15 protein-coding genes, 4 tRNA genes and 2 rRNA genes (1 of these 21 only partly in view) are annotated in these 21,473 nt (G+C 57.0%); all 21 read left to right on the top strand.

Features of this window, described 5'->3' with window-relative positions; genetic code table 11:
- A 23S ribosomal RNA gene (locus K3F44_RS17180) occupies nucleotides 1-1,786 on the top strand; it begins 1,107 nt to the left of the window's first position.
- A gap of 126 nt (nucleotides 1,787-1,912) precedes the next feature.
- A 5S ribosomal RNA gene (gene rrf, locus K3F44_RS17175) occupies nucleotides 1,913-2,028 on the top strand.
- Nucleotides 2,029-2,252: 224 nt separating this feature from the next.
- Nucleotides 2,253-3,212: a bifunctional biotin--[acetyl-CoA-carboxylase] ligase/biotin operon repressor BirA gene (gene birA, locus K3F44_RS17170; protein ID WP_220632642.1), complete on the top strand. Its 960-nt coding sequence runs from the start codon at nucleotides 2,253-2,255 to the stop codon at nucleotides 3,210-3,212.
- Nucleotides 3,202-3,951, top strand: a complete 750-nt coding sequence (locus tag K3F44_RS17165; RefSeq protein WP_220632641.1) for a pantothenate kinase — start codon at nucleotides 3,202-3,204, stop codon at nucleotides 3,949-3,951. Before birA ends, K3F44_RS17165 begins: the two co-directional genes overlap by 11 nt.
- A gap of 7 nt (nucleotides 3,952-3,958) precedes the next feature.
- Nucleotides 3,959-4,384 (top strand): hypothetical protein, encoded by a 426-nt coding sequence (locus K3F44_RS17160; protein WP_101322355.1) that lies wholly within the window; start codon nucleotides 3,959-3,961, stop codon nucleotides 4,382-4,384.
- A gap of 144 nt (nucleotides 4,385-4,528) precedes the next feature.
- A tRNA-Tyr gene (locus K3F44_RS17155) sits at nucleotides 4,529-4,613 on the top strand.
- Between the two features lie 23 nt (nucleotides 4,614-4,636).
- Nucleotides 4,637-4,710, top strand: a tRNA-Gly gene (locus K3F44_RS17150).
- Nucleotides 4,711-4,736: 26 nt separating this feature from the next.
- Nucleotides 4,737-4,812: transfer RNA gene (locus K3F44_RS17145), tRNA-Thr, on the top strand.
- A gap of 79 nt (nucleotides 4,813-4,891) precedes the next feature.
- On the top strand, nucleotides 4,892-6,085 hold the full coding sequence (gene tuf / locus K3F44_RS17140) for an elongation factor Tu (protein WP_101322346.1): 1,194 nt from the start codon (nucleotides 4,892-4,894) through the stop codon (nucleotides 6,083-6,085).
- Nucleotides 6,086-6,140: 55 nt separating this feature from the next.
- A tRNA-Trp gene (locus K3F44_RS17135) sits at nucleotides 6,141-6,216 on the top strand.
- 44 nt (nucleotides 6,217-6,260) lie between these two features.
- Nucleotides 6,261-6,629 (top strand): preprotein translocase subunit SecE, encoded by a 369-nt coding sequence (gene secE, locus K3F44_RS17130; protein WP_101322354.1) that lies wholly within the window; start codon nucleotides 6,261-6,263, stop codon nucleotides 6,627-6,629.
- 9 nt (nucleotides 6,630-6,638) lie between these two features.
- Complete coding sequence (gene nusG, locus K3F44_RS17125) at nucleotides 6,639-7,172, top strand: transcription termination/antitermination protein NusG (protein ID WP_101322353.1); 534 nt, start codon at nucleotides 6,639-6,641, stop codon at nucleotides 7,170-7,172.
- Nucleotides 7,173-7,291: 119 nt separating this feature from the next.
- Complete coding sequence (gene rplK / locus K3F44_RS17120) at nucleotides 7,292-7,723, top strand: 50S ribosomal protein L11 (protein ID WP_103435168.1); 432 nt, start codon at nucleotides 7,292-7,294, stop codon at nucleotides 7,721-7,723.
- Nucleotides 7,723-8,418, top strand: coding sequence for a 50S ribosomal protein L1 (gene rplA, locus K3F44_RS17115; RefSeq protein ID WP_101322351.1), 696 nt, complete (start codon nucleotides 7,723-7,725; stop codon nucleotides 8,416-8,418). The genes rplK and rplA overlap by 1 nt, the downstream gene beginning before the upstream one ends.
- A gap of 198 nt (nucleotides 8,419-8,616) precedes the next feature.
- Nucleotides 8,617-9,117, top strand: coding sequence for a 50S ribosomal protein L10 (gene rplJ / locus K3F44_RS17110; RefSeq protein ID WP_101322350.1), 501 nt, complete (start codon nucleotides 8,617-8,619; stop codon nucleotides 9,115-9,117).
- 78 nt (nucleotides 9,118-9,195) lie between these two features.
- The gene (rplL, locus tag K3F44_RS17105; RefSeq protein ID WP_033703494.1) at nucleotides 9,196-9,561 is read left to right on the top strand and encodes a 50S ribosomal protein L7/L12; all 366 of its coding nucleotides are present in this window, start codon (nucleotides 9,196-9,198) and stop codon (nucleotides 9,559-9,561) included.
- Between the two features lie 217 nt (nucleotides 9,562-9,778).
- Complete coding sequence (gene rpoB / locus K3F44_RS17100) at nucleotides 9,779-13,852, top strand: DNA-directed RNA polymerase subunit beta (RefSeq protein ID WP_220632640.1); 4,074 nt, start codon at nucleotides 9,779-9,781, stop codon at nucleotides 13,850-13,852.
- A 64-nt stretch (nucleotides 13,853-13,916) separates the two neighbouring features.
- On the top strand, nucleotides 13,917-18,116 hold the full coding sequence (gene rpoC, locus K3F44_RS17095) for a DNA-directed RNA polymerase subunit beta' (protein ID WP_220632639.1): 4,200 nt from the start codon (nucleotides 13,917-13,919) through the stop codon (nucleotides 18,114-18,116).
- A 211-nt stretch (nucleotides 18,117-18,327) separates the two neighbouring features.
- Nucleotides 18,328-18,699, top strand: coding sequence for a 30S ribosomal protein S12 (gene rpsL, locus K3F44_RS17090; RefSeq protein WP_003257088.1), 372 nt, complete (start codon nucleotides 18,328-18,330; stop codon nucleotides 18,697-18,699).
- Between the two features lie 106 nt (nucleotides 18,700-18,805).
- Entirely contained in the window at nucleotides 18,806-19,276 is a 471-nt protein-coding gene (gene rpsG / locus K3F44_RS17085; RefSeq protein WP_008089143.1) for a 30S ribosomal protein S7, read from the top strand.
- 30 nt (nucleotides 19,277-19,306) lie between these two features.
- Nucleotides 19,307-21,454, top strand: coding sequence for an elongation factor G (gene fusA / locus K3F44_RS17080; protein WP_101322347.1), 2,148 nt, complete (start codon nucleotides 19,307-19,309; stop codon nucleotides 21,452-21,454).
- The last annotated feature ends 19 nt before the right edge of the window (nucleotides 21,455-21,473 follow it).

Raw genomic sequence — 21,473 nt, 5'->3', positions numbered from 1 at the left:
CCTGCGCGGAAGATGTAACGGGGCTCAAACCATGCACCGAAGCTACGGGTATCACCTTCTGGTGATGCGGTAGAGGAGCGTTCTGTAAGCCTGTGAAGGTGAGTTGAGAAGCTTGCTGGAGGTATCAGAAGTGCGAATGCTGACATGAGTAACGACAATGCGAGTGAAAAACTTGCACGCCGAAAGACCAAGGTTTCCTGCGCAACGTTAATCGACGCAGGGTTAGTCGGTCCCTAAGGCGAGGCTGAAAAGCGTAGTCGATGGAAAACAGGTTAATATTCCTGTACTTCCGATTGTTGCGATGGAGGGACGGAGAAGGCTAGGCCAGCTTGGCGTTGGTAGTCCAAGTTTAAGGTGGTAGGCTGGGATCTTAGGCAAATCCGGGATCTCAAGGCCGAGAGCTGATGACGAGTTGCCTTTAGGCGACGAAGTGGTTGATGCCATGCTTCCAAGAAAAGCTCCTAAGCTTCAGACAATCGGGAACCGTACCCCAAACCGACACAGGTGGTTAGGTAGAGAATACCAAGGCGCTTGAGAGAACTCGGGTGAAGGAACTAGGCAAAATGGCACCGTAACTTCGGGAGAAGGTGCGCCGGCGAAGGTGAAGGGTTTACCCCGTAAGCTTTTGCCGGTCGAAGATACCAGGCCGCTGCGACTGTTTATTAAAAACACAGCACTCTGCAAACACGAAAGTGGACGTATAGGGTGTGACGCCTGCCCGGTGCCGGAAGGTTAATTGATGGGGTTAGCGCAAGCGAAGCTCTTGATCGAAGCCCCGGTAAACGGCGGCCGTAACTATAACGGTCCTAAGGTAGCGAAATTCCTTGTCGGGTAAGTTCCGACCTGCACGAATGGCGTAACGATGGCGGCGCTGTCTCCACCCGAGACTCAGTGAAATTGAAATCGCTGTGAAGATGCAGTGTATCCGCGGCTAGACGGAAAGACCCCGTGAACCTTTACTATAGCTTTGCACTGGACTTTGAATTTGCTTGTGTAGGATAGGTGGGAGGCTTTGAAGTGGGGACGCCAGTTCTCATGGAGCCATCCTTGAAATACCACCCTGGCAACTTTGAGGTTCTAACTCAGGTCCGTTATCCGGATCGAGGACAGTGTATGGTGGGTAGTTTGACTGGGGCGGTCTCCTCCCAAAGAGTAACGGAGGAGTACGAAGGTGCGCTCAGACCGGTCGGAAATCGGTCGTAGAGTATAAAGGCAAAAGCGCGCTTGACTGCGAGACCCACACGTCGAGCAGGTACGAAAGTAGGTCTTAGTGATCCGGTGGTTCTGTATGGAAGGGCCATCGCTCAACGGATAAAAGGTACTCCGGGGATAACAGGCTGATACCGCCCAAGAGTTCATATCGACGGCGGTGTTTGGCACCTCGATGTCGGCTCATCACATCCTGGGGCTGAAGCCGGTCCCAAGGGTATGGCTGTTCGCCATTTAAAGTGGTACGCGAGCTGGGTTTAGAACGTCGTGAGACAGTTCGGTCCCTATCTGCCGTGGACGTTTGAGATTTGAGAGGGGCTGCTCCTAGTACGAGAGGACCGGAGTGGACGAACCTCTGGTGTTCCGGTTGTCACGCCAGTGGCATTGCCGGGTAGCTATGTTCGGAAGAGATAACCGCTGAAAGCATCTAAGCGGGAAACTTGCCTCAAGATGAGATCTCACTGGGATCTAGAATCCCCTGAAGGGCCGTCGAAGACTACGACGTTGATAGGTTGGGTGTGTAAGCGCTGTGAGGCGTTGAGCTAACCAATACTAATTGCCCGTGAGGCTTGACCATATAACACCCAAGCAATTTGCTCATGCAGGTTGCGGTGGTGAAGACGAAACGCTGAAGATTCGTACACAAACATCACATATCCGAATTTGCTGGGCCGTTCATCTGGACGTTCTGGCTACAGAATTTCTTGACGACAATAGAGCATTGGAACCACCTGATCCCATCCCGAACTCAGTAGTGAAACGATGCATCGCCGATGGTAGTGTGGGGTCTCCCCATGTGAGAGTAGGTCATCGTCAAGATTCATTTCGCAAAACCCCTATCTGCGCGAGCAGGTAGGGGTTTTGTCTTTTCCGCGATCCGGAAATCTAGGGTCGCAAAGCGGCACTAGCTCTCCATCTGACTGCCTGGCACTTCCAGGGCGCCGCGAACATTTCGCTCTATAGCTAGGCCCTGGGTCGCCTTTTCCTATGCAAGCCAGCAGGCCATGGCTATCATTCCAGCCTTATTCAAAGTCGAGACTGGCATGCTGAAGTTGTTGAATCTCCTCAAGGATGGCCGGTTTCATTCCGGGCAGGCACTCGGGGAAGCTCTCGGAGTGAGCCGCAGCGCCGTCTGGAAGCAGCTGCAGCATCTGGAATCCGAATTGAATCTGTCTATCCACAAGGTACGCGGTCGCGGCTACCAGCTGGCAGCGCCGTTGGCGCTGCTTGATGCCGGCGTCATCGCTACGCAATCCGAAGGTGAACTGTGGCCGCTGTACATCCATGACGCTATCGACTCGACCAATGCCGAGGCCCTTAGAGCCGTAGGGCAGGGCCAGGCCGCCCCTTTTGTGGTGCTGGCCGAGCGGCAAAGTGCTGGTCGGGGCAGACGCGGCCGGCAGTGGGTCAGCCCATTTGCCGAAAACCTGTATTACAGCCTGGTGCTCCGGATCGAAGGCGGCATGCGTCAGCTCGAAGGCCTGAGCCTGGTCGTAGGGTTGGCCGTCATGCGCGCGTTACACGGGTTTGGTGTAGAGCAGGCTGGCCTGAAATGGCCCAATGACGTGCTGGTTGCCGAGCAAAAGATCGCTGGCATCCTGCTTGAGCTGGTGGGCGACCCGGCCGATGTCTGCCATGTGGTGATAGGTGTCGGGATCAACGTCAACATGCAGACCAACGACCAGGTCGATCAGCAATGGACGTCAATGAAGCGTGAAGCCGGCGCGCCGATCGATCGCAATCTGCTGGTCGCGCGCCTCAATGTGCAGCTGCAGCATGAGTTGGCTCGCCATCGTCGTTATGGCTTTGCCGCGTTCCAGGAAGAATGGGAGCAGGAGCATGTCTGGCAGGGGCGCAAAGTCGCGCTGATCGCTGGTGCCAGCCATACCCATGGCATCGTCCGTGGGGTAGATGGGCAGGGTGGCTTGCGGCTTGAGGTTGACGGTGTGGAAAAGAGCTTCAGCGGTGGTGAGCTCAGCCTGAGGTTGCGTGATGATTCTTGAGCTCGATTGCGGTAACAGCTTTATCAAGTGGCGCGTCATTCATGCCAGTGACGCCACTATTGTTGGCGGTGGGATTGTCGACTCGGATCAGGCCCTGCTTGTCGCCGTGCTGGGTTTGCCTTCGTTGCACCTGCAAGGCTGCCGAATCGTCAGCGTGCGCAGTGAAGAAGAAACCGCGGCGCTGCGCGCCGTTCTGTTTGCCGAGTTTGCCATAGATGCCCAGGTAGCCTTGCCAGCACAGGCCATGGCCGGTGTGCGCAATGGCTATGAAGATTACCAGCGGCTGGGCATGGATCGCTGGTTGGCCGTGTTGGGTGCTTATCACCTGGCCAAAGGCGCATGCCTGGTGATCGATCTAGGGACCGCAGCGAAGGCTGACTTCGTTGCTGCAGATGGCGAGCATCTTGGTGGCTACATCTGCCCAGGGATGCCGCTGATGCGTAGCCAGTTGCGCACGCATACCCGGCGCATTCGTTATGACGATGCCTCGGCGGAGCGGGCGCAGAGCACGCTCGCCCCCGGCCGTTCTACAGTCGAAGCGGTCGAGCGCGGTTGCGTGCTCATGCTGCAAGGGTTTGCTCGAACCCAGATCGAGCAGGCGCGGGCGTTGTGGGGCGATAGCTTTAGCGTATTCCTCACGGGTGGTGATGCGCCGCTTGTTCGCGATGCGGCTCCGCAGGCGCGAATCGTGCCGGATCTGGTATTTGTCGGCTTGGCCATGGCTTGTCCACTGGATTGAGGTGCCTATGCGTTGGTTGTTTCTGTTGCTGTTGGTGCTTAACGTCGTTTTTTACGTGTGGCATCAGCAGGAGGCGCCGTTGAGAGTCAAAGAGGTCGCGCCGCTCTCTCTTTATAAAGGTAATCAGCAGGAGATCCGCCTGCTGCGCGAGACGGGTGCTGCGGCGCCGGCGCGCCGCCGCGATGAATGCCTGGTAGTGGGTGGCCTGCCCAGCAAGGAGCAGATCGATGCGCTGCGCCAGCGGCTGCTGAGCCTGGACATTGACACGCAGCTCGTGGCTGGCCAGCTGCCGGGAGCTGACGGCCAGTGGCTAAAGGTTGCAGTTGAAAGCGAGCGTTTGCTGGACCAATCAATGGTCGAGAGTCTTTCCAAGGATTTCAAAGACTTAAAACGCAAAATTATTTTCTGCGGGGGTATTGCAACTGCTGAATAGCTTGATAGAATGGCGCCCGCTTCGCAGGGAACACCACTCAGGTGGTAGGACCGGAAGCTGTTGTCAAAGCAGCTAACTTCAAGATTTAATTGAAAAAAAGCTTGACAGCAGGACGGCAAAAGCTGAAAATGCCGCCCACGCTCAGGAGGGGTTCCCGAGCGGCCAAAGGGAGCAGACTGTAAATCTGCCGTCTTCGACTTCGAAGGTTCGAATCCTTCCCCCTCCACCATTTTAGCGAGAGCTGCAAGCTCCGCGGGTATAGTTTAGTGGTAGAACCTCAGCCTTCCAAGCTGATGATGCGGGTTCGATTCCCGCTACCCGCTCCAAGTTTGCTGTTATTGCACATTGTTTCGCTCTTGTAGCTCAGTTGGTAGAGCACACCCTTGGTAAGGGTGAGGTCAGCGGTTCAAGTCCGCTCAAGAGCTCCATATAACAAGGCAGATATGAAAATATCTGCCTTTGTTTTATCGGTAGTAGTGACTATTTTCTTCTGCGGAGGACTGTTCGATGGCTAAGGAAAAGTTTGATCGTTCCCTACCACACGTAAACGTTGGCACTATCGGCCACGTTGACCATGGTAAAACCACTCTGACCGCAGCTCTGACTCGCGTCTGCTCCGAGGTGTTCGGTTCGGCAGTCGTCGACTTCGACAAGATCGACAGCGCTCCAGAAGAGAAAGCGCGTGGTATCACCATCAACACCGCGCACGTCGAGTACAACTCGAAGATCCGTCACTACGCTCACGTCGACTGCCCAGGTCACGCTGACTATGTGAAGAACATGATCACCGGTGCTGCGCAGATGGACGGCGCTATCCTGGTTTGCTCGGCCGCCGATGGTCCGATGCCACAAACCCGTGAGCACATCCTGCTGTCCCGTCAGGTTGGCGTTCCGTACATCGTGGTCTTCCTGAACAAGGCTGACCTGGTAGACGACGCTGAGCTGCTGGAACTGGTCGAGATGGAAGTTCGCGACCTGCTGTCCACCTATGACTTCCCAGGCGACGACACTCCGATCATCATCGGTTCGGCTCGTATGGCTCTGGAAGGCAAAGACGACAACGAGATGGGCACCACTGCCGTCAAGAAACTGGTAGAAACTCTGGACAGCTACATCCCAGAGCCAGAGCGCGCTATCGACAAGCCGTTCCTGATGCCAATCGAAGACGTATTCTCGATCTCGGGTCGTGGTACCGTTGTTACCGGTCGTATCGAGCGTGGCATCGTCCGCGTTCAAGACGCCCTGGAAATCGTTGGTCTGCGTGACACCACCACCACCACCTGCACCGGTGTTGAAATGTTCCGCAAACTGCTCGACGAAGGTCGTGCTGGCGAGAACTGTGGCGTTCTGCTGCGTGGTACCAAGCGTGACGACGTTGAGCGTGGCCAGGTTCTGGTCAAGCCAGGTTCGGTCAAGCCGCACACCAAGTTCACCGCAGAAGTTTACGTTCTGTCGAAAGAAGAAGGCGGTCGTCACACTCCGTTCTTCAAAGGCTACCGTCCTCAGTTCTACTTCCGTACTACTGACGTGACCGGTAACTGCCAGCTGCCGGAAGGCGTTGAGATGGTAATGCCAGGTGACAACATCCAGATGGAAGTCACTCTGATCAAGACCATCGCAATGGAAGACGGTCTGCGCTTCGCTATCCGTGAAGGCGGTCGTACCGTCGGCGCCGGCGTCGTAGCAAAAATTATTGAATAAGTAGTTGATTTCATAAGATCAGGTCGGCATAATGGCCGGCCTGGTACAGTGTTAAAGGTCAGTAGCTCAATTGGCAGAGCGACGGTCTCCAAAACCGTAGGTTGGGGGTTCGATTCCCTCCTGACCTGCCATTCACCTCGGTGTGATTGGCTTTCTTCTCACAGGATCCTCCTCGATGACTCCCAAAACTGAAGCCCAAGATTCGCGTTTTGATCTTTTCAAGTGGCTCGCTGTTGTTGCACTGGTAGTCGTTGGTGTCGTGGGTAATCAATATTACTCCGCCTCTCCGATTCTGTACCGCGTACTCGCACTTCTAGCTCTGGCTGCTGCTGCTGGCTTCGTTGCCTTGCAGACTGCAAAGGGCAAGTCGTTCTTTGCGTTGGCGAAGGAAGCTCGTACCGAGATCCGTAAAGTCGTGTGGCCGACCCGCCAAGAAACCATGCAAACCACGCTTATCGTTGTGGTCGTTGTATTGGTTATGGCGCTGCTGCTGTGGGGTCTCGACTCCCTGCTCGGCTGGGCGGTTTCCTTGATTGTTGGCTAAGGGTGTCCCGTGGCTAAGCGTTGGTACGTTGTGCATGCTTACTCGGGTTACGAGAAGCATGTGATGCGCTCTTTGACTGAGCGTGTCAAGCTGGCTGGCATGGAAGACGGTTTCGGCGAAATTCTGGTTCCGACCGAAGAAGTCGTCGAAATGCGCAATGGCCAGAAGCGCAAGAGCGAGCGTAAGTTCTTCCCTGGCTATGTGTTGGTCCAGATGGAAATGAACGAAGGTACTTGGCACCTTGTCAAGGATACCCCTCGTGTAATGGGCTTCATTGGTGGTACTGCAGACAAGCCTGCACCCATCACCGATAAAGAAGCTGAGGCTATTCTGCGTCGCGTTGCCGACGGCAGCGACAAGCCGAAGCCAAAAACGCTCTTTGAGCCAGGTGAAGTGGTTCGTGTTGTTGACGGTCCCTTTGCTGATTTCAACGGTACCGTTGAAGAAGTTAACTACGAAAAGAGCCGGCTCCAGGTGGCGGTGCTCATTTTCGGTCGTTCCACTCCGGTGGAGCTCGAGTTCGGCCAGGTCGAGAAGGTCTAGGCGAACGACGCATCCCATACCCCGCAGCCCTATGTGCTGCGGGGTTTTGTCGTCACTGGGATAAAACGCACGTAATCCGGGGAGCCTTCAGGCGTTCGTACCCGATATTGGAGTAGCTCATGGCTAAGAAGATTCAGGCTTACATCAAGCTGCAAGTAAAGGCCGGCCAGGCCAACCCTAGCCCACCCGTTGGTCCAGCACTGGGTCAACACGGTGTGAACATCATGGAATTCTGCAAGGCCTTCAACGCCCGTACTCAGGGTCAAGAAGCCGGCCTGCCGACTCCTGTGATCATCACTGTTTACAGTGACCGTAGCTTCACCTTCGAAACCAAAAGCACCCCTGCTTCGGTTCTGCTGAAAAAAGCAGCTGGCCTGACCAGCGGCTCCGCGCGTCCTAACACCGTCAAGGTGGGTACTGTGACCCGTGCTCAGCTGGAAGAGATCGCCAAGACCAAAGAGGCTGATCTGACTGCCGCTGACCTGGATGCAGCCGTGCGTACCATCGCCGGTTCTGCTCGCAGCATGGGCCTCAACGTGGAGGGTGTGTAATGGCTAAGCTGACCAAGCGCCAAAAGGCTATTGCTTCGAAAATCGAAGCTGGCAAAGTCTACAACTTCGAAGACGCAGCAGTGCTGCTGGCCGAACTCTCCACCGTGAAGTTCAGCGAATCCTTCGACGTTGCCGTCAACCTCGGTGTTGACCCGCGTAAATCCGACCAGGTCGTTCGTAGCGCTACTGTGCTGCCACACGGCACTGGCAAGACCGTACGCGTTGCCGTGTTCACCCAGGGTCCTGCTGCTGAAGCCGCTCTGGCTGCCGGCGCTGACCGTGTAGGCATGGACGATCTGGCTGCCGAAATGAAAGCCGGCGACCTGAACTACGACGTAGTCATCGCATCCCCGGATGCCATGCGCGTTGTTGGTCAACTCGGCCAGGTTCTCGGTCCTCGTGGCCTGATGCCTAACCCGAAGGTTGGTACCGTGACTCCAGACGTAGCTACCGCGGTTAAAAACGCCAAAGCTGGTCAGGTTCGCTACCGCACCGACAAAAACGGTATCATCCACACCTCCGTTGGCAAGGTTGGCTTCGAAGCCGGCAAGCTGAAGGAAAACGTTGAAGCCCTGATCGCTGATCTGAAGCGTATCAAGCCGGCTTCCTCGAAAGGTATCTACGTCAAGCGCGTTACCCTGAGCACCACTATGGGCCCAGGTCTGGTCATCGACCAGAGCTCGCTGGACGCGTAAGACAAAGCCGGCGTGCTCAGGCACGCCAGCTGCAAAAATTGGGGTCCCTGCCTGGCGGGGGCTATCCAAGACCGTAGGCGGCGCAAGCCTTAAACACCCAGCCTACGCAGATGGTGCTCCCGGTTCCTTACCGAATCAGACACCAAAACGACATCCGGCTTCGGCCAGATGAAACGGTAACAAGCAGGAGTTTTACCCGTGGCAATTAAACTCGAAGACAAGAAGGCCATCGTCGCTGAAGTCAACGAGGCTGCCAAAGTCGCTCTGTCCGCTGTCGTGGCTGATGCCCGTGGTGTGACTGTAGGCGCAATGACCGGACTCCGTAAAGAGGCTCGTGAAGCTGGCGTATACGTACGTGTTGTACGTAACACCCTGCTCAAGCGCGCTGTTGCTGGCACTGACTTCAGTGTCCTCAACGACGCCTTCACTGGCCCGACCCTGATCGCTTTCTCCAACGAACACCCGGGCGCTGCTGCTCGTCTGTTCAAAGAGTTCGCCAAGGGTCAGGACAAGTTCGAGATCAAGGCAGCTGCGTTTGACGGCAAGTTCATTGCAGCGAACGAAATCGACGTGTTGGCTACCCTGCCGACCCGCGACGAAGCCATCGCAAGGCTGATGAGCGTTATCCAAGGCGCTACCAGCAAGCTGGCTCGTACCCTGGCAGCCATTCGCGACCAGAAAGAAGCTACCGCTGCCTAAGGCAACGAAGCGCTTTCAAAATCATACGTTTAATTTGATGGCTGCGTAGGCCTTCACCCCAATACAGGATTTAAGTCAATGTCCCTGACTAACGAACAAATCATCGAAGCAATCGGCCAGAAAACCGTTCTGGAAGTTGTTGAACTGATCAAAGCAATGGAAGAAACCTTCGGCGTGACCGCCGCTGTTGCCGCTGCTGGCCCAGCTGCTGCTGCCGCCGTTGTTGAAGAGCAGACCGAATTCAACGTCGTTCTGCTGGAAGCTGGCGAGAAGAAAGTAAACGTGATCAAGGCAGTTCGTGAACTGACCGGTCTCGGCCTGAAAGAAGCCAAAGAGAAAGTCGATGGCGCTCCTCAGGTTGTAGCTGAAGGCGTTTCGAAAGAAGCCGCTGAAGACGCTAAGAAGAAGCTGGAAGAAGCAGGCGCTAAAGTCGAACTGAAGTAATTTCGACTTTGCGACTCCAGCCGGAGCGTTGAGCTAAGGCTGACGGCTGGTGGCTTTTGCCACCGGCCTTTTTCCGTTATTGGCGGCCGACTAGGTCGGCCCCGATAACGTGCTGTAGCCACCTAGAGGGTGGAGCAAACCATGGGGTTTGCACGATTTTCTGGTTGCTCCCGCCGGGAGACGCCAAACAAGCAGGTGACCAAGCTGGGGAACGCTGATGGCTTACTCATACACTGAGAAAAAACGTATCCGCAAGGACTTTAGCAAGTTGCCGGACGTGATGGATGTGCCTTACCTCCTGGCCATCCAGCTGGATTCGTATCGCGAATTCCTGCAAGCGGGAGCATCCAAGGATCAGTTCCGCGACGTCGGTCTGCATGCTGCCTTCAAGTCGGTCTTCCCGATCATCAGCTACTCCGGCAACGCTGCCCTGGAGTACGTTGGCTATCGTCTGGGCGAACCGGCTTTCGACGTCAAGGAATGCGTCCTGCGCGGCGTGACGTTCGCCGTACCGCTGCGGGTCAAGGTCCGTCTGATCATCTTCGACAAAGAGTCGTCGAACAAAGCGATCAAGGACATCAAAGAGCAAGAAGTCTACATGGGTGAAATTCCCCTGATGACTGAGAACGGTACCTTCGTTATCAACGGTACCGAGCGTGTGATCGTTTCCCAGCTGCACCGTTCGCCGGGTGTGTTCTTCGACCACGACCGTGGCAAGACGCACAGCTCGGGCAAACTGCTGTACTCGGCTCGTATCATTCCTTACCGCGGCTCCTGGTTGGACTTCGAGTTCGACCCGAAAGACTGCGTATTCGTGCGTATCGACCGTCGCCGCAAACTGCCGGCCTCGGTACTGCTGCGCGCGCTGGGCTACAGCACCGAAGAGGTACTGAACGCCTTCTACACCACCAACGTGTTCCACGTTACCGGTGAAAGCCTGAGCCTGGAGCTGGTACCTCAGCGCCTGCGCGGTGAAGTTGCGGTCATGGACATCCATGACGAAAATGGCAAAGTCATCGTCGAGCAAGGCCGTCGTATCACTGCACGCCACATCAATCAGCTCGAGAAGGCTGGCGTCAAGCAGCTGGACGTGCCGATGGAGTACGTACTGGGTCGCACCACTGCCAAGGCAATCGTGCATCCGGCTACCGGCGAGATCCTGGCTGAGTGCAACACCGAGCTGACCACCGAGCTGCTGATCAAGATCGCCAAGGCTCAGGTTGTTCGCCTCGAGACGCTGTACACCAACGACATCGACTGCGGTCCGTTCATTTCGGACACCCTGAAGATCGACACCACCAGCAACCAACTGGAAGCGCTGGTCGAGATCTACCGGATGATGCGTCCAGGCGAGCCGCCAACCAAGGATGCCGCCGAGACCCTGTTCAACAACCTGTTCTTCAGCGCCGAGCGGTACGATCTGTCCGCTGTTGGCCGTATGAAGTTCAACCGTCGTATCGGTCGCTCCGAGATCGAAGGTTCGGGCGTGTTGAGCAAGGAAGACATCGTTGACGTGCTGAAGACTCTGGTCGACATCCGTAACGGTAAAGGCATCGTCGACGACATCGACCACCTCGGCAACCGCCGTGTGCGTTGTGTTGGCGAGATGGCCGAGAACCAGTTCCGGGTTGGCCTGGTGCGCGTTGAGCGTGCGGTCAAAGAGCGTCTGTCGATGGCAGAAAGCGAAGGCCTGATGCCGCAAGACCTGATCAACGCCAAGCCGGTTGCGGCGGCGGTGAAAGAGTTCTTCGGTTCCAGCCAGCTCTCGCAGTTCATGGACCAGAACAACCCGCTCTCGGAAATTACCCACAAGCGTCGTGTCTCTGCACTCGGCCCTGGCGGTCTGACCCGTGAGCGCGCTGGCTTTGAAGTCCGTGACGTACACCCGACCCACTACGGCCGTGTGTGCCCGATCGAGACCCCTGAAGGTCCGAACATCGGTCTGATCAACTCCCTGGCGGCGTATGCCCGCACCAACCAGTACGGCTTCCTCGAGAGCCCGTACCGCGTGGTGAAAGAGGGTGTGGTTTCCGACGACATCGTGTTCCTGTCGGCGATCGAAGAAGCTGACCACGTCATCGCCCAGGCTTCGGCCACCATGAGCGAAGACAAGCGTCTGATCGACGAACTGGTAGCAGTGCGTCACCTGAACGAATTCACCGTCAAGGCGCCGGAAGACGTCACCCTGATGGACGTTTCGCCTAAGCAGGTAGTTTCGGTTGCAGCGTCGCTGATTCCGTTCCTCGAGCACGACGACGCCAACCGTGCGTTGATGGGTTCGAACATGCAGCGTCAGGCTGTACCAACCCTGCGCGCCGACAAGCCGCTGGTAGGTACCGGCATGGAGCGCAACGTTGCCCGTGACTCCGGCGTCTGCGTCGTGGCTCGCCGTGGCGGCGTTATCGACTCGGTCGATGCCAGCCGTATCGTGGTTCGCGTTGCAGATGACGAAGTTGAAACCGGTGAAGCCGGTGTCGACATCTACAACCTGACCAAGTACACCCGCTCGAACCAGAACACCTGCATCAACCAGCGTCCGCTGGTCAGCAAGGGTGATGTGGTCAAGCGTCATGACATCATGGCTGACGGTCCGTCCACCGATATGGGTGAGCTGGCTCTGGGTCAGAACATGCGCATCGCGTTCATGGCGTGGAACGGCTTCAACTTCGAAGACTCCATCTGTCTGTCGGAGCGCGTGGTTCAGGAAGATCGCTTCACCACTATCCACATTCAGGAACTGACCTGTGTGGCGCGTGACACCAAGCTTGGGCCTGAGGAAATCACTGCAGACATCCCGAACGTGGGTGAAGCTGCACTGAACAAACTGGACGAAGCCGGTATCGTTTACGTGGGTGCTGAAGTCGGCGCTGGCGACATCCTGGTCGGCAAGGTCACTCCGAAAGGCGAGACCCAACTGACTCCGGAAGAAAAACTGCTGCGTGCAATCTTCGGTGAAAAAGCCAGCGACGTTAAAGACACCTCCCTGCGCGTGCCAACCGGCACCAAAGGTACTGTCATCGACGTGCAGGTCTTCACTCGTGACGGCGTTGAGCGCGACAGCCGCGCCCTGTCCATCGAGAAGACCCAGCTGGACGAGATCCGCAAGGATCTGAACGAAGAGTTCCGCATCGTTGAAGGCGCAACCTTCGAGCGTCTGCGCTCGGCGCTGAACGGCCAGGTTGTCGACGGTGGCGCGGGCCTGAAAAAAGGCACCGTGATCAGCGACGAAGTCCTCGACGGTCTGGAGCACGGCCAGTGGTTCAAACTGCGCATGGCCGAAGACGCGCTCAACGATCAGCTCGAGAAGGCCCAGGCCTACATCGTCGATCGTCGCCGTCTGCTCGACGACAAGTTCGAAGACAAGAAGCGCAAGCTGCAGCAGGGCGATGACCTGGCACCGGGCGTACTGAAGATCGTCAAGGTCTACCTGGCTATCCGCCGCCGCATTCAGCCGGGCGACAAGATGGCCGGCCGTCACGGTAACAAAGGTGTGGTCTCGGTGATCATGCCGGTCGAAGACATGCCGCACGACGCCAACGGTACTCCGGTAGACGTCGTACTGAACCCGCTGGGCGTACCATCGCGTATGAACGTCGGGCAGATCCTCGAAACCCACCTCGGCCTCGCGGCCAAAGGTCTGGGCGAGAAGATCGACCGGATGATCGAAGAGCAGCGCAAAGCCACTGAGCTGCGCAGCTTCCTCACCGAGATCTACAACGAGATCGGCGGTCGTCAGGAAAGCCTGGAAGACTTCACCGACGCTGAGATCCTTGCTCTGGCGCACAACCTGAAGAAAGGCGTGCCTATGGCTACTCCAGTCTTCGATGGTGCCAAGGAAAGCGAAATCAAGGCCATGCTGAAACTGGCTGACATGCCAGAAAGCGGCCAGATGGTGCTGTTCGACGGCCGTACCGGCAACAAGTTCGAGCGTCCGGTGACCGTTGGTTACATGTACATGCTCAAGCTGAACCACTTGGTGGACGACAAGATGCACGCGCGTTCCACTGGTTCGTACAGCCTGGTTACCCAGCAGCCGCTGGGTGGTAAGGCGCAGTTCGGTGGTCAGCGTTTCGGGGAGATGGAAGTCTGGGCGCTGGAAGCATACGGCGCGGCGTACACTCTGCAAGAAATGCTCACAGTGAAGTCGGACGACGTGAACGGCCGTACCAAGATGTACAAAAACATCGTGGATGGCGATCACCGTATGGAGCCGGGCATGCCCGAGTCCTTCAACGTGTTGATCAAAGAGATCCGTTCGCTCGGTATCGATATCGATCTGGAAACCGAATAACACGTGACGCGAATGGGAGCGGGGCTGTAACAGCCCGCTCCTTGCTCCGCCAGGAGGAAAGGCCTTGAAAGACCTACTGAATTTGCTGAAAAACCAGGGTCAAGTCGAAGAGTTCGATGCCATTCGCATCGGCCTCGCGTCGCCTGAGATGATCCGTTCGTGGTCGTTCGGTGAAGTTAAAAAACCGGAAACCATCAACTACCGTACGTTCAAACCTGAGCGTGACGGCCTGTTCTGCGCCAAGATCTTTGGCCCAGTCAAGGACTACGAGTGCCTGTGCGGTAAGTACAAGCGCCTGAAACACCGTGGTGTGATCTGCGAGAAGTGCGGCGTTGAAGTCGCCCTGGCCAAGGTTCGTCGTGAGCGCATGGCGCACATCGAACTGGCCTCGCCAGTCGCCCACATCTGGTTCCTGAAGTCGCTGCCGTCCCGTATCGGCCTGCTGATGGACATGACCCTGCGTGATATCGAGCGCGTTCTCTACTTCGAGAGCTACGTCGTTATCGACCCGGGCATGACCACCCTGGAGAAGGGTCAGCTGCTCAACGACGAGCAGTACTTCGAAGCGCTGGAAGAGTTCGGTGATGACTTCGACGCCCGCATGGGGGCCGAGGCTGTTCGCGAGCTGCTGCACGCTATCGACCTGGAGCACGAGATTGGCCGCCTGCGCGAAGAAATTCCGCAAACCAACTCGGAAACCAAGATCAAGAAGCTGTCCAAGCGCCTGAAGCTGATGGAAGCTTTCCAGGGCTCGGGCAACCTGCCTGAGTGGATGGTCCTGACCGTTCTGCCAGTACTGCCGCCGGACCTGCGTCCGCTGGTACCACTGGATGGTGGCCGCTTCGCGACCTCCGACCTGAACGACCTGTACCGCCGCGTGATCAACCGGAACAACCGTCTCAAGCGTCTGCTTGACCTGTCGGCTCCGGACATCATCGTGCGCAACGAAAAGCGCATGCTGCAGGAAGCGGTCGACGCCCTGCTCGACAACGGCCGTCGCGGTCGCGCCATCACTGGCTCGAACAAGCGTCCGCTGAAGTCGCTGGCTGACATGATCAAAGGTAAGCAAGGTCGCTTCCGTCAGAACTTGCTCGGCAAGCGCGTGGACTACTCCGGCCGTTCGGTAATTACCGTAGGCCCGACCCTGCGCCTGCACCAGTGCGGTCTGCCGAAGAAGATGGCTCTCGAGCTGTTCAAGCCGTTCATTTTCGGCAAGCTGGAAATGCGTGGTCTGGCGACCACCATCAAGGCTGCCAAGAAGATGGTCGAGCGCGAGCTGCCAGAGGTCTGGGACGTGCTCGCCGAGGTGATCCGCGAACACCCCGTACTGCTCAACCGTGCACCGACCCTTCACCGTCTTGGCATTCAGGCTTTTGAACCGGTACTGATCGAAGGTAAGGCTATCCAGCTGCACCCGCTGGTCTGTGCTGCGTACAACGCCGACTTCGACGGTGACCAGATGGCCGTGCACGTGCCGCTGACGCTGGAAGCCCAGCTCGAAGCGCGCGCGCTGATGATGTCCACCAACAACATTCTGTCGCCAGCCAACGGTGAGCCAATCATCGTTCCGTCGCAGGACGTCGTACTGGGTCTGTACTACATGACCCGTGAAGCCATCAACGCCAAGGGCGAAGGTCGCATCTTCGCTGACCTGCAGGAAGTCGACCGGGTATTCCGCGCCGGCGAAGCTGCCCTGCACGCCAAGATCAAGGTTCGTATCAACGAAACCGTGAACGACCGTGATGGCGGCAGTGTCAAGAACACCCGTATCGTCGACACCACTGTCGGCCGTGCACTGCTGTTCCAGGTTGTACCACCAGGTCTGTCGTACGACGTGGTCAACCAGCCAATGAAGAAAAAGGCGATCTCCAAGCTGATCAACCAGTGCTACCGCGTGGTTGGTCTGAAAGAGACCGTTATCTTCGCTGACCAGCTGATGTACACCGGCTTTGCCTACTCGACCATTTCCGGCGTTTCGATCGGTGTTAACGACTTCGTTATCCCGGACGAAAAAGCCCGCATCATCGGTGCTGCCACCGAAGAAGTGAAGGAAATCGAGAGCCAGTACGCCTCCGGCCTGGTAACCCAGGGCGAGAAGTACAACAAGGTCATCGACTTGTGGTCCAAGGCGAACGACGAAGTCTCCAAGGCGATGATGGCCAACCTCTCGAAAGAGAAAGTCATCGACCGCAATGGCGACGAAGTCGACCAAGAGTCCTTCAACTCGATGTACATGATGGCTGACTCCGGTGCTCGGGGTTCGGCAGCTCAGATTCGTCAGTTGGCCGGTATGCGTGGTCTGATGGCCAAGCCAGACGGCTCGATCATCGAGACGCCGATCACCGCGAACTTCCGTGAAGGTCTGAGCGTTCTGCAGTACTTCATCTCGACGCACGGTGCTCGTAAGGGTCTGGCGGATACCGCCTTGAAGACTGCGAACTCGGGTTACCTGACTCGTCGTCTGGTCGACGTGGCACAAGATCTGGTGGTTACCGAGATCGATTGCGGCACCGATCAAGGCCTGCTGATGACTCCGCACATCGAAGGCGGTGACGTGGTCGAGCCATTGGGTGAGCGCGTACTGGGTCGAGTAATCGCCCGTGACGTGTTCAAACCTGGCACCGACGATGTCATCGTTCCGGCCGCTACCCTGGTCGACGAGAAGTGGGTCGAGTTCATCGAGCTCAACAGCATCGACGAAGTTATCGTTCGTTCGCCGATCAGCTGTGAAACTCGCTTCGGTATCTGCGCCAAGTGCTACGGTCGTGACCTGGCTCGCGGTCACCAGGTGAACATCGGTGAAGCGGTCGGCGTAATCGCTGCCCAGTCCATCGGTGAGCCGGGTACCCAGCTGACCATGCGTACGTTCCACATCGGTGGTGCTGCCAGCCGGACCTCGGCTGCCGACAGCGTCCAGGTGAAGAACGGCGGTATGGTTCGTCTGCATAACCTCAAGCAGGTAGAGCGTGCTGACGGCAACCTGGTTGCTGTATCGCGTTCCGGCGAGCTGGCCATTGCCGACGAATTCGGTCGTGAGCGTGAGCGCTACAAGCTGCCTTACGGCGCCGTGATTTCGGTCAAGGAAGGTGACAAGGTCGACGCAGGCGCAATCGTCGCCAAGTGGGACCCGCACACCCACCCGATCGTTACCGAGCTGAAAGGTACCGTGACCTTCGTGGGCATGGAAGAAAACATCACCATCAAGCGTCAGACTGACGAGTTGACTGGTTTGACCAACATTGAAGTCCTGGACGCCAAGGATCGCCCTGCCGCTGGCAAGGAAATCCGTCCGGCCATCAAGATGGTCGACGCCAATGGCAAGGATTTGATGCTGCCAGGTACCGACGTACCTGCTCAGTACTTCCTGCCGGCCAACGCCTTGGTAGGTGTAGCTGACGGTGCCCAGATCGGTGTTGGTGACGTTATCGCGCGGATCCCGCAAGAAACGTCGAAGACCCGTGACATCACCGGTGGTCTGCCACGTGTTGCCGACTTGTTCGAAGCACGTCGTCCGAAAGAAGCGTCGATCCTGGCGGAAGTCAGCGGTACCATCGCGTTCGGTAAAGAGACCAAAGGCAAGCGTCGTCTGGTCATCACTCCGACCGACGGTAGCGATCCGTACGAAGAGCTGATTCCGAAGTGGCGCCACCTGAACGTCTTCGAAGGTGAACAGGTCAACCGCGGCGAAGTTATCTCCGACGGTCCAAGCGATCCGCATGATATCCTGCGTCTGCTGGGTGTCAGCGCGCTGGCGAAGTACATCGTCAACGAGATCCAGGACGTTTACCGTCTGCAAGGCGTTAAGATCAACGACAAGCACATCGAGACCATCCTGCGTCAGATGCTGCGTAAGGTCGAGATTGCCGAGTCGGGCGACTCCAGCTTCATCAAGGGCGACCAGATGGAACTGACTCACGTGCTGGTCGAGAACGAGCGTCTCGCAGCCGATGACAAGTTCATCTCCAAGTTCACCCGTGTGCTGCTGGGTATCACCAAGGCCTCGCTGTCCACCGAATCGTTCATCTCGGCGGCTTCCTTCCAGGAAACCACCCGTGTACTGACCGAAGCGGCGGTAACCGGCAAGCGCGATTACCTGCGCGGCCTGAAAGAGAACGTGGTCGTCGGCCGTCTGATCCCGGCCGGTACCGGTCTGGCTTACCACAGCGAGCGCAAGCGTCGCCGTGATGCCGACAAACCGCTGCGCGTAAGTGCCAGTGAGGTGGAAGCCGCACTGACCGAAGCGTTGAATTCCAGCGGTAATTAAGTAACAGGGCGGGGCCCCGGCCCCTCTCCGCGGTGCTTGGTGACATGCAATGTTACCGATCACCGGGCGGGGAGGGCCGGGGCCTTGTCTTGACTGGGTGCAAGAACCTCTTTAGACTTTTGTACCCTTAAATTTGGTGAGGCTCCGTCTCGTCAATTTTAGGCTTTCTTGCAAGACAATAGCGTCGCAAGACAATCAGTGGAGCTAGTAGATGGCAACTATCAACCAGCTGGTACGTCAGCCGCGTAAGCGTACCGTCGAGAAATCCGACGTACCTGCGCTGCAGAACTGCCCGCAACGTCGTGGCGTGTGCACCCGTGTGTACACCACCACGCCGAAAAAACCTAACTCGGCACTGCGTAAAGTATGCCGTGTGCGTCTGACCAACGGTTTCGAGGTTTCCTCGTACATCGGCGGTGAAGGCCACAACCTGCAAGAGCACAGCGTCGTCCTGATCCGTGGCGGCCGTGTAAAAGACTTGCCAGGTGTTCGTTACCACACCGTTCGCGGCTCCCTGGATACCTCCGGCGTCAAAGGTCGTAACCAAGGTCGTTCGAAGTACGGTACCAAGCGTCCGAAGTAATCGGCCGTTTGCACATAATCAATTTTTTCAGTCGATAAGAGTAAGGTCGGGCGGGGGTCGTAGACCCAGGTCCCGGGCTAACCTGAAGACCGTTTGAGGGCTTATCATGCCAAGACGTCGTGTAGCAGCAAAACGTGAGATTCTGGACGATCCAAAATACGGATCGCAAATCCTCGCGAAGTTCATGAACCACGTGATGGAAAGCGGCAAGAAGGCCGTTGCCGAGCGTATCGTTTACGGTGCGCTGGACAAGGTCAAAGAACGCAAGAACAGCGATCCCCTGGAAATCTTCGAGAAAGCTCTCGACGCCATCGCTCCGCTGGTCGAAGTAAAGTCCCGCCGTGTCGGCGGTGCCACTTACCAGGTTCCGGTCGAAGTTCGTCCATCCCGTCGTAACGCTCTGGCAATGCGCTGGCTCGTAGACTACGCCCGCAAGCGCGGCGAGAAGTCCATGGCTCTGCGCTTGGCTGGCGAGCTGCTGGATGCTGCTGAAGGCAAAGGTGCTGCAGTCAAGAAGCGTGAAGACGTGCACCGTATGGCTGAAGCCAACAAAGCATTCTCGCACTACCGCTTCTAATTCAAGCATCAATCATTTTGCGAGGGCTTTATGGCTCGTACTACAGCAATTAACCGCTACCGTAACATTGGTATTTGCGCGCACGTCGATGCGGGCAAAACTACCACTACCGAGCGGATCCTGTTCTACACAGGCCTGAGCCACAAGATGGGCGAGGTGCATGACGGCGCCGCGACCACCGACTGGATGGTGCAGGAGCAGGAGCGGGGTATTACCATTACCTCCGCTGCCGTTACCACCTTCTGGAAGGGTTCTACCGGTCAGTACGACAACTACCGCGTAAACGTCATCGATACCCCTGGCCACGTTGACTTCACCATTGAAGTTGAGCGTTCGCTGCGTGTACTCGACGGCGCGGTCGTTGTGTTCTGCGGTACCTCCGGCGTTGAGCCACAGTCCGAAACCGTATGGCGTCAAGCTAACAAGTACGGCGTTCCACGTGTTGTCTACGTGAACAAGATGGACCGTGCAGGCGCTGACTTCCTGCGCGTTATCGGCCAGATCAAGAACCGCCTGGGTCACACCCCGGTTCCGATCCAGCTGGCAATCGGTTCGGAAGACAACTTCCAGGGTCAGGTCGACCTGATCAAGATGAAAGCTGTCTACTGGAACGATGACGACAAGGGCACTTCGCCGCGCGAGGAAGAAATTCCTGCGGACATGCTCGAGTTGGCTGAGAAGTATCGCTCCGAAATGGTCGAGGCTGCTGCCGAGTCCAGCGAAGAGCTGATGAACAAGTACCTGGAAGGCGAAGAGCTGACCGTCGAAGAAATCAAGGCCGGTCTGCGCGCGCGCACCCTGGCTGGCGAAATCGTTCCGGCTGTCTGCGGTTCCTCGTTCAAGAACAAGGGCGTTCCCCTGGTTCTGGACGCCGTAATCGAGTTCCTGCCTGCTCCTACCGAAATCCCGGCGATCAAAGGTATTCACCCTGATCTGATCGAGAAGTCGAAAGAAGAGCTGGTCGACGCCGACTACGACGAGCGTCATGCTTCCGACGACGAGCCGTTCTCGGCTCTGGCGTTCAAGATTGCCACCGACCCGTTCGTTGGTACTCTGACTTTCGTGCGCGTGTACTCGGGCTTCCTGAGCTCGGGCGACTCCGTGATCAACTCGGTCAAGGGCAAGAAAGAGCGCGTTGGTCGTATGGTGCAGATGCACGCCAACCAGCGTGAAGAGATCAAAGAAGTACGCGCAGGCGACATCGCTGCTCTGATCGGCATGAAGGACGTCACCACTGGTGACACCCTGTGCAACGCCGACAAGCCGATCATCCTCGAGCGTATGGACTTCCCGGAGCCTGTAATTTCGGTTGCTGTTGAGCCGAAAACCAAGCAGGACCAGGAGAAGATGGGTATTGCACTGGGCAAACTGGCTCAGGAAGACCCGTCGTTCCGCGTCAAGACCGATGAAGAAACCGGTCAGACCATCATCTCGGGTATGGGTGAGCTGCACCTGGACATCCTCGTTGACCGCATGAAGCGCGAGTTCAACGTCGAAGCCAACATCGGCAAGCCGCAGGTTTCGTACCGCGAGAAGATCACCAAGTCCAACGTTGAGATCGAAGGTAAATTCGTTCGTCAGTCGGGTGGTCGTGGTCAGTTCGGTCACTGCTGGATCCGTTTCTCGGAGCCGGACGTGGACGACAAAGGCAACATCACCGAAGGTCTGGTGTTCACCAACGAAGTCGTTGGTGGTGTGATTCCTAAGGAATTCATCGCCCCGATCCAGAAGGGTATCGAAGAGCAGATGAAAAACGGCGTCGTTGCCGGTTATCCTCTGATCGGCCTCAAGGCCACGGTATTCGACGGTTCGTACCATGACGTCGACTCCAACGAAATGGCGTTCAAGGTCGCTGCTTCGATGGCAACCAAGCAACTGGCCCAGAAGGGCGGTGGCGTGGTTCTTGAGCCGATCATGAAGGTCGAAGTTGTAACCCCAGAAGACTACATGGGTGACGTGATGGGTGACCTGAACCGTCGTCGTGGTCTGATCCAGGGTATGGATGATTCGGTCTCCGGCAAGGTTGTCCGTGCTGAAGTGCCGCTCGGGGAAATGTTCGGTTATGCGACCGACGTTCGTTCCATGTCTCAGGGTCGCGCGAGCTACTCCATGGAATTCTCCAAATACGCCGAAGCTCCGTCGAACATCGTCGAAGCTCTCGTTAAAAAACAAGGCTGATTCAGCCCCTTTAGGCTAG

The organism is Pseudomonas sp. S07E 245 (assembly GCF_019599025.1).
GTDB classification, from domain to species: domain Bacteria; phylum Pseudomonadota; class Gammaproteobacteria; order Pseudomonadales; family Pseudomonadaceae; genus Aquipseudomonas; species Aquipseudomonas shirazensis.
Note: the sequence above shows the minus strand (reverse complement) of the source record. Positions and strands in the feature narration are given on the sequence as shown.